7 protein-coding genes are annotated in these 7,457 nt (G+C 59.6%); 6 read left to right on the top strand and 1 reads right to left on the bottom strand.

The features are described 5' to 3' along the window. Positions 1 to 57 precede the first annotated feature (57 nt). The 5 genes from NW839_RS13630 to NW839_RS13610 all read left to right on the top strand — a co-directional run bounded on the left by NW839_RS13630 (position 58) and on the right by NW839_RS13610 (position 4,353). On the top strand, positions 58 to 294 hold the full coding sequence (locus tag NW839_RS13630; protein WP_414351743.1) for a hypothetical protein: 237 nt from the start codon (positions 58 to 60) through the stop codon (positions 292 to 294). A 53-nt stretch (positions 295 to 347) separates the two neighbouring features. After that, positions 348 to 887 carry a hypothetical protein gene (locus tag NW839_RS13625; RefSeq protein ID WP_414351744.1) on the top strand — a complete coding sequence of 180 codons (540 nt, stop codon included), beginning with the start codon at positions 348 to 350 and terminating at the stop codon, positions 885 to 887. Positions 888 to 1,125: 238 nt separating this feature from the next. After that, complete coding sequence (locus tag NW839_RS13620) at positions 1,126 to 1,989, top strand: PD-(D/E)XK nuclease family protein (protein ID WP_414351746.1); 864 nt, start codon at positions 1,126 to 1,128, stop codon at positions 1,987 to 1,989. 289 nt (positions 1,990 to 2,278) lie between these two features. Next, a complete protein-coding gene (locus NW839_RS13615; RefSeq protein WP_238376942.1) occupies positions 2,279 to 3,409 on the top strand; it encodes an ABC transporter ATP-binding protein in 1,131 nt (376 codons plus the stop codon). Next, the gene (locus NW839_RS13610; RefSeq protein ID WP_414351750.1) at positions 3,403 to 4,353 is read left to right on the top strand and encodes an ABC transporter permease; all 951 of its coding nucleotides are present in this window, start codon (positions 3,403 to 3,405) and stop codon (positions 4,351 to 4,353) included. Before NW839_RS13615 ends, NW839_RS13610 begins: the two co-directional genes overlap by 7 nt. On the opposite strand, the gene NW839_RS13605 is transcribed toward NW839_RS13610, so the two are convergent. Continuing rightward, a complete protein-coding gene (locus tag NW839_RS13605; protein WP_414351753.1) occupies positions 4,336 to 5,355 on the bottom strand; it encodes a Rieske 2Fe-2S domain-containing protein in 1,020 nt (339 codons plus the stop codon). The genes NW839_RS13610 and NW839_RS13605 overlap by 18 nt on opposite strands. Positions 5,356 to 5,558: 203 nt before the next feature. Between NW839_RS13605 and crtH the strand changes: the two genes are divergently transcribed. Further along, positions 5,559 to 7,115, top strand: a complete 1,557-nt coding sequence (gene crtH, locus NW839_RS13600; RefSeq protein ID WP_414351755.1) for a carotenoid isomerase — start codon at positions 5,559 to 5,561, stop codon at positions 7,113 to 7,115. The last annotated feature ends 342 nt before the right edge of the window (positions 7,116 to 7,457 follow it).

Genomic DNA, 7,457 nt, shown 5'->3' with positions numbered 1-7,457 from the left:
AAACAGAATGCTATCGCTGCATAGTTGAACAGTGATGTTCAGCAGTGTTCAGCGTAAATGTATCAGCTCTCCTCAATAGAGGCTATAGAAGCCGAGGGATCCCCTGACCTGCTCTCCGGTGAGACCTACGGCTCGCCAACAGGAGCAGAGCCGTCCGCGTCAGCGGGGCGGAGTCCTCATCCCGTAGACTTTCCCAATGCAGTAAGGAATCCGTCCTACCGGCGTGAGCAGTCTTCTCAGCTTGCCGTTCGCCTCAGCGGGACGGAGTCCTTGGAGGAGGAGGTGCCTTTTTAAGCGCTATCTAGCGCTATCTTAAGTTTGATAAAGCCAGCCTCATCTTGCCGACGATGACCTTCCCCATCTCTCCCTTAATTCGCTGCGCTGTGCAGGCTCTGTACTGGGGACTGGTTCTGCCCCTACCCATCCTGCTGGCTCGGCAACAGGCAACACCTCTTGAGCTGGGATCCCTTTGGATTGCTCTGCTGCTGGGATGGGGGGTAGTCCTGGGATCCCTGAGCCAGCAGATTCAGTTGGACGAAGAGGGCATGCAGGCCACCTACCCCAGTTGGGTGCCGCCTTTTGTGCGGCAGGAGTGGCAGATCCGGTGGGCCGATATCGAGCGCATTGAGCCCCGCTCCACCAGCCAGGGTGGTATGGTGTATTACTTGGTCAGCCGAGGGGGGGATCGCGTACTTTTGCCGATGCGGGTGACCAGGTTCAAGCAGCTGTTGGCTGAGATTCGACGGCACGCTCAACTGGAGATTGGCGAGCTGCGCCCCTACGTTCAGCCTTGGATGTACGGGCTCCTAGGATGTTTTGCTCTGCTTCTGTTGCTTTGGGATGGGATGGTCGCCATCTGGGTCTGGGCAAGTCCGGTGGGAACCTAGCGCAACCACAGACGGTTCCGGGTCTAGCCATCCCGACAGGGATCCCAGCTCCAGCGGGCGGTTGCAGTCCAGATCCCGCCCACGCCCTTCTGCGCAAGCGTTGCGGAGCAGCAGGATGGAAATTTGGAGCAGGTTGGAAATGAGCTCCTCCGCTGGGCGACCCCTGGTGGCGGTGGGGGTATCCTGAGAGCAGTGGAACTTAGCCCCCTCTTGCCAGCTCTTCCCCTTCGCGACAGCGGTGCGGAGCACTTTGTCTGGGATCCCTGCTGCCCCTTCTCTGGAGAGGTTGAGTCTTGAGCAGGTCAACCTCTCCGCCTCTTCGCTGGCCCTGCTGGACCATTGCCCCCGCCTGTTTCGCTATGTGTACCTGGAGCGGTTGATCTGGCCCGCTGCCAGTGTTTTTGAGCACGAGCTGGAGCAGAGGCGCGGACGGCAGTTTCACCGTTTGGTGGAGTGGCACAGCCGCGGGCGGCAGGTGGAGCCGCGTTTGTCTGCCCTGGATGAAGTGGTGCAGCAGGGGTGGCAGGTGTTTTTGGCCAGTCCCCATGCCCATCCTCAGGGACGGGTGTTGGCGGAGTTGCCCCTGTGGCAACGGATTGAGGGCTTTAAGTTGATAGCCCGTTTGGATCGGCTGGTGATTATCCCCGGATCCCTGCACATCCTGGACTGGAAAACTGAGCGTCAACGTCCTCGCGATGAACAGTTGGCCCAAGACTGGCAGGTGCGCCTTTACCCTCTGCTGCTCTGCGAGGTGGCCCAGCAGCTGCCCCTGGAAGGCCCTTTTGAGCCGGAGCAGGTGCAACTGACCTTTTGGTATGTGCAACATCCGCAGCAGCCCTTCCACCGGTATTACAGCGCCGCCGCCTATGAGCAAGACCTGGCCCACCTAAGAGCCACTCTGAACCACCTGCGGCAACTGGAGGCGCAAGACTTTCCCATGACCCCCCACACTGAGCGCTGCAACAGTTGTCTGTTTCGCTCCCGCTGCCATGGGCTGCTACCGGAAGGGATCCCCTCTCAAGACCTCACGGATTGGGTCTGGCCAATGCAGGAGCCCGCGACACCTGCGGATCCCATCGCCGATACTTATTGGGAGCAGTAATGGGAGCAGTAAGGACTCCGCCTCGCTGACGCGATTAGATCCGATTAGATCAAGGTAGGGCGGGGCAGGATCTGTTTTGGCAGCAACCCATGCATACCCTATTATGGGGCCGTTCGCGATAGCGAGACGGAGTCCTTTGTTCCCAACGTTTCCCATCTGGAAAGGCTACGGCCAGGGATCCCCGGTTGCAGGGCTTGGCCTGGAACTTGTGCCTCGGGTGTGGAGGACAACTGCAATTTTCTCGGAGACTTGCATACTGGGTTAGATGGTTTTATCAGCGCTGTCAACTGTGATCGCGAGTGTCATCTCCAGTACTTCCACCGTCCGGGATCCCGACTGGGATGTAGAAGTGGCGGGCCTCTACAAGCGTTTTGGCGATTTTGTGGCCCTCAATGGCATTGAGCTGAACATCCGGCGGGGGGAGTTTTTCGGCCTGCTGGGCCCTTCCGGCTGTGGCAAGACCACCCTGCTGCGCATCCTGGCCGGCCTGGAGATGGCCGATGCTGGGGAAGTGGTGATTCGAGGTCGCCCGGTGGGCCACTTGCCCGCCCACAAGCGCAATGTCAACACCGTGTTCCAGAGCTATGCCCTTTTCCCTTTTATGACGGTGGAGGACAACATCGCCTTCGGCCTGCGCATGCGGGGTGTGCGGGGAGAAGCTCTGCGCAAGCGGGTAGCGGCTGCTATGGAATTGGTGGAGATTGCAGCTCTGGCCAAGCGGAAGCCCCATGAGCTGTCGGGAGGACAGCAGCAGCGGGTGGCCTTAGCTCGGGCTTTGGTGAATGAGCCGGAGGTGCTCTTGTTGGATGAGCCGCTGTCGGCCTTGGATGCCAAGTTGCGCAAGCAGCTTCAAGTGCAGTTGTGCGAGTTGCAGCGCCGCCTGGGCATGACCTTTATTTTCGTTACCCACGACCAAGAAGAGGCTTTGGTGACCAGCGACCGGGTGGCGGTGATGCGGGCGGGGCGCATTGAGCAAGTGGGCCTTATCGATGAGGTGTACGAGCGCCCGGCGACGGCCTTCGTAGCCGACTTTTTAGGGGCCAGCAACCTGATCGAGGGGATCGCCTGTGGGACGGACTGTGTGGATACGCCCTTGGGAAAGCTGAAGGTCTTGGGGATCCCGGCCAGCTCGGAACCGGTGCAATTGGCTATTCGCCCGGAAAAGATCCAGCTCTCTCGCAGCGGCTGGGATCTGCTGCCCAACCAGGTGCCAGTGCGGGTGGAAAACCTCATCTACACTGGGGCTGAGAACCAATACCTGTTGCGGACAAACCAAGGTCAGCAGCTCAAGGCCACGGCCCTCAACACCGATATTGAGGATGCAGGGTTTGAGATCGGCGCAGCGCTGGTGGCCCACCTACCCCCGAAAAGCCTAATCCGTTTGCGACCGGATCCCCGTCAGGAGGAGACTGGATGTTGAAGCTGCCATCTCCTGTGGGCAAGTGGATCCCTGGCCAAGCCCAGGTGCGATTTGGGGAGCTGCTCACCCCTTGGCAGGAGTTGGGGCGCAGCCTAATTTTTGCTGGGCCAGGGGTGCTGTGGGTGATGTTTTTTCTGGTGCTGCCGGGGCTGTTGCTGTTGGTGTGCAGCTTTCTCAGCCGCGGGGAGTTTGGCCAGATTCAACTGCCCCTGACCCTGGAGAACTATCTGCGCATTCTCGGCTTTGGCCCCTTGGGATGGACGCCCATCTACTGGCAGATCTTGGGCCGCAGCCTGCTGGTGGCGGGGGTGACCACCTTTTTTTGCGTGCTGCTGGCCTACCCATTGGCTTTCTTCATTGCCGCCCACCCACCCCGACAACGGGATCTGTTGCTCACCTTGGTGGTGGTGCCCTTTTGGACGAACCTGGTGATCCGCACCTACGCCTGGATGGTGGTGCTGGCCCCGGAAGGGTGGCCGGCTCGCTTGGCGGCCTGGCTGGGCTGGATCCCACCGCAAACGGCTCTGTATCCCAGTTGGCTGGCGGTTTATCTGGGCATGGTCTACACGTTTTTGCCCTACATGGTCTTGCCCCTGTACACGGCGGTGGAGCGCATCGATTGGCGGCTGGCGGAAGCGGCACAGGATCTCTATGCCAAGGGTTGGCAGGTCTTTTGGTGGGTGCTTCTGCCCCAGACCTTGCCTGGACTGGCGGCGGGCCTCATTCTGGTGGGGATCCCGGCTTTCGGCATGTTCGTAGTGCCGGATCTGTTGGGGGGCAGCAAAACGCTGTTGATCGGGAATGTGATTCAGTTGCAGTTTGGCTCCAGCCTGGACTATCCCTTCGGGGCGGCCCTCAGCTTTTTGGTTACCGGCCTCACCCTGGGGTTGATCTACGCCTACAGCCGCTACGCTGGCACCCGCAGCCTAGAAAATCTGGTTTGAGGAGCTGCTGTGGGCTTTAAGCAGAGCCGCCAATTGCTTGCGCATCAGGATCCCGGGCTTATCGGTGAGCATGTGCTGTTCGGTGCTGAGGGTGAGAGGAACGTCGGGATCCGTGGTCTCCAAAATGGCTTTATCTTCCAGAGTTACAGCCCGGTCGAAGCGAATAACCTCGGCGGCTGGGGTATCGGCTTCGGTGTCGTTGCGCAAACAAAACTGCACCACTTGGGAGGCTCGGTCGTTGATGGGGGTGGGGATGTTGACGATGACATGGCTGCGGCCATTGGGGTAGCGGATGTGAAGGTGGTTGGTGAAGGGCAAATGCCAGGTTGAAGTGGTGGTGCGCTCGGTTTTGGCGGCAGCAATGCCCAGGTTTTTTTGTTGCAGCTCTGGGTTGGCTACACCGAGCACTGTGCGGGTGCGGATCCCGTAGTCCAGCTCCTCGACCTCGAAGTGGCTGGGTACCAAGTCTTCCATACTGCCAAAGGTGTTCTGGTGTACAAAGCTGATGTGGGCGGCATCGAACTCGTTCTCGCAGATGCGCAAGCTGGCACATTCCCAGCGTTCGTAGAACTCGTGGATGAGCCGGTAACTGGGATCCTCGGCTTCTGGGATGACCGGGATCCCCCGTAGAGGCTGGGGATGCAAGCACACCCAAGCATAGCCATAGCGGGCCTGGCAGAGATAGGCGGGAATGCGGTAGCTCTCTGGGATGCGGGCCTGATCCGGCAGTTGCGGCACCTTGACACAGGCTCCCGTGCCATCAAACTCCCAGCCATGGTAGGGGCAGCGAAGGTGGCCGTTGCTAACGATCCCCTTGGACAATTGAGCCGATCGATGACAGCAGCGGTCTGCGGCTGCCTGGGGCTGTCCGGCTTTGTCCAGCCAAAGGACGATCCTCTCTCCCAGCAGCTCAAAAGGTTGCGGGGATCCCTGCTCCAATCGGCTGAGGGGCATCACCGGGTACCAAAAGCGCCGAAAGACAGGATGCTGGGTCACCAACATGGCAAAACCATCTGTGTCGTGTGGCCGGATTCTGTATAGCAAATTCGTGAATTCGGTTCCGTAGCCCGCGCCACAATCTCTATTTGGGGATCTTGCAGATCTGGGCAAACTCATTCCCAGGGGAGCTCAACTCATGGGGAAACCCTAGAACCTCTGGTACGGTAAAGATACTGATCTTGCGTTTGAGTTTCCAGAGGGATCCCTTGACCTCAACTTTGCCTTCTCAGACCCTCTTGCAGGCTCTGTACACCCCTTCCCCTGCTTGGGATGCCATCGTCATCGGTGCTGGGATCGGGGGATTGGTCGCGGCCAGCCAGTTGGCTGCCAAAGGATACCGTGTGCTGGTGCTGGAAAAATACCTCATTCCAGGGGGCAGTGCCGGCTATTTTGAGCGTCCGGATCCCTTAGGCAAGGGGAGCTACCGCTTCGACGTGGGCGCTTCCATGATCTTTGGATTGGGCACCCAAGGCACCACTAACTTGCTGACACGGGCTTTGGCAGCGGTGGGCCAGTCCATAGACTCTATCCCCGATCCGGTGCAGATTGCCTACCACCTGCCCAAGGGGCTGAATCCCCGAGTACACCGGGATTACGAGCAGTTTTTGCAGGAGCTATCCGGCTACTTTCCCCGGGAAGCCGCCGGCATTCGCCGGTTCTACGATAGCCTGTGGCCCATCTTCAACAGCCTCAACGCCATGGAGCTGCTCTCGTTGGAGGAGTGGGGCTATCTATTTCGTTCTTTTGTGAGCAATCCCCTCGGCTGCCTGACCTTGGCGCGCTATTTGCCGGTGAATGTGGGCCAGGTAGCGCGGCGCTGTCTGCGGGATCCGGATTTGCTGCGCTTTGTGGATATAGAGTGCTACTGCTGGTCGGTGGTGCCGGCGGATCGCACGCCCATCATCAATGCCGGGATGGTGTTTTGTGACCGACACTACGGCGGTATTAACTATCCCAAAGGGGGGGTGGGGCAGATCGCCCAAAAGTTGGCCCAGGGGCTAGAGGCCCATGGCGGGCAGATCCGCTACAAAGCACCCGTGCGGCGGATCCTGGAAGAAAGAGGTCGGGCGGTGGGCGTAGAACTGGCCAGCGGGGAAAAGCTCTTTGCCCGCACAATCATCTCCAATGCCACCCGCTGGGACACCTTTGAGCGCCTATGGCCGGGATCCCTGCCCAGGGCGGAGCGGCAGTGGCAAAAACGCTACCAGCAATCCCCTAGCTTTTTAAGCTTGCACCTGGGGGTGCGGGCCGAGGCCCTGGCCGGCGAATGCCATTGTCACCACATTCTCCTGGAAGACTGGGATCAGATGGAGGCTGAGCAGGGCACCCTTTTCGTCTCCGTCCCCACCCTGTTGGATCCCGACCTGGCTCCCCCGGGCCGCCACATTGTTCATGCCTTTACCCCCAGTTGGATGTCCACCTGGCAAGGGTTGAACCCAAGCCAGTACCAGATCCAAAAACAGCAAGCCGCCGACCGCCTCATCCGCCGCCTGGAGGCCCTTTGGCCCCAACTGGGATCCCACATTGAACTGAAGGAGATAGGCACCCCCCGCACCCACCGCCGCTTCTTGAGCCGCAGCAACGGCACCTATGGGCCTATCCCCAGCCGGGATCCCTGGGGCTTGCTGGGCATGCCCTTCAATCGCACCGCCATCCCCAACTTGTACTGCGTGGGGGATAGCACCTTCCCCGGCCAAGGGCTCAATGCCGTTGCCTTCTCCGGCTTTGCCTGCGCCCACCGGGTGGCAGCGGATTTGGTTTAGGTTGCCCTTATCCTTGCTACTCCCTTCTCCCTCTGGGAGAGGGGCAGGGGATGAGGGTTGAGCGGCGCAGAGGGTTTGGGAGGCAGTTGATGGTCAATTCAAACAACAATGAGACGCTAGCCAGTAAGATAGCGTCCGTTCCCGAAAGCAGGCTGTAGGCCTTTGAATCAGGACATTGTCCAGAATCAACACAGATGTCCTCTTCAAACTCGGTATTCAGTATCTCTCCAGCCACCCCTCAAATCCTTATTGGCTATAGTTGCGGCTGTCCAGAAGTGATAGCAGCAGACTTGCTGGACCTGCCGCGGCTGGAGCTGTATGTGGAAGAGGGGTTTGGGGATC

It is taken from the genome of Synechococcus sp. R5-15 (genome assembly GCF_047462035.1).
GTDB lineage: Bacteria > Cyanobacteriota > Cyanobacteriia > Thermostichales > Thermostichaceae > Thermostichus.
This window is presented reverse-complemented; position numbering and strand designations above follow the sequence as displayed.

Excerpts from the sequence above, each read along its gene's own strand:
- NW839_RS13610 (WP_414351750.1), top strand. The coding sequence starts at position 3,403 with ATGTTGAAGCTGCCATCTCCTGTGGGCAAGTGGATCCCTGGCCAAGCC.
- NW839_RS13605 (WP_414351753.1), bottom strand. The coding sequence starts at position 5,355 with ATGTTGGTGACCCAGCATCCTGTCTTTCGGCGCTTTTGGTACCCGGTG.
- NW839_RS13625 (WP_414351744.1), top strand. The coding sequence starts at position 348 with ATGACCTTCCCCATCTCTCCCTTAATTCGCTGCGCTGTGCAGGCTCTG.
- NW839_RS13630 (WP_414351743.1), top strand. The coding sequence starts at position 58 with ATGTATCAGCTCTCCTCAATAGAGGCTATAGAAGCCGAGGGATCCCCT.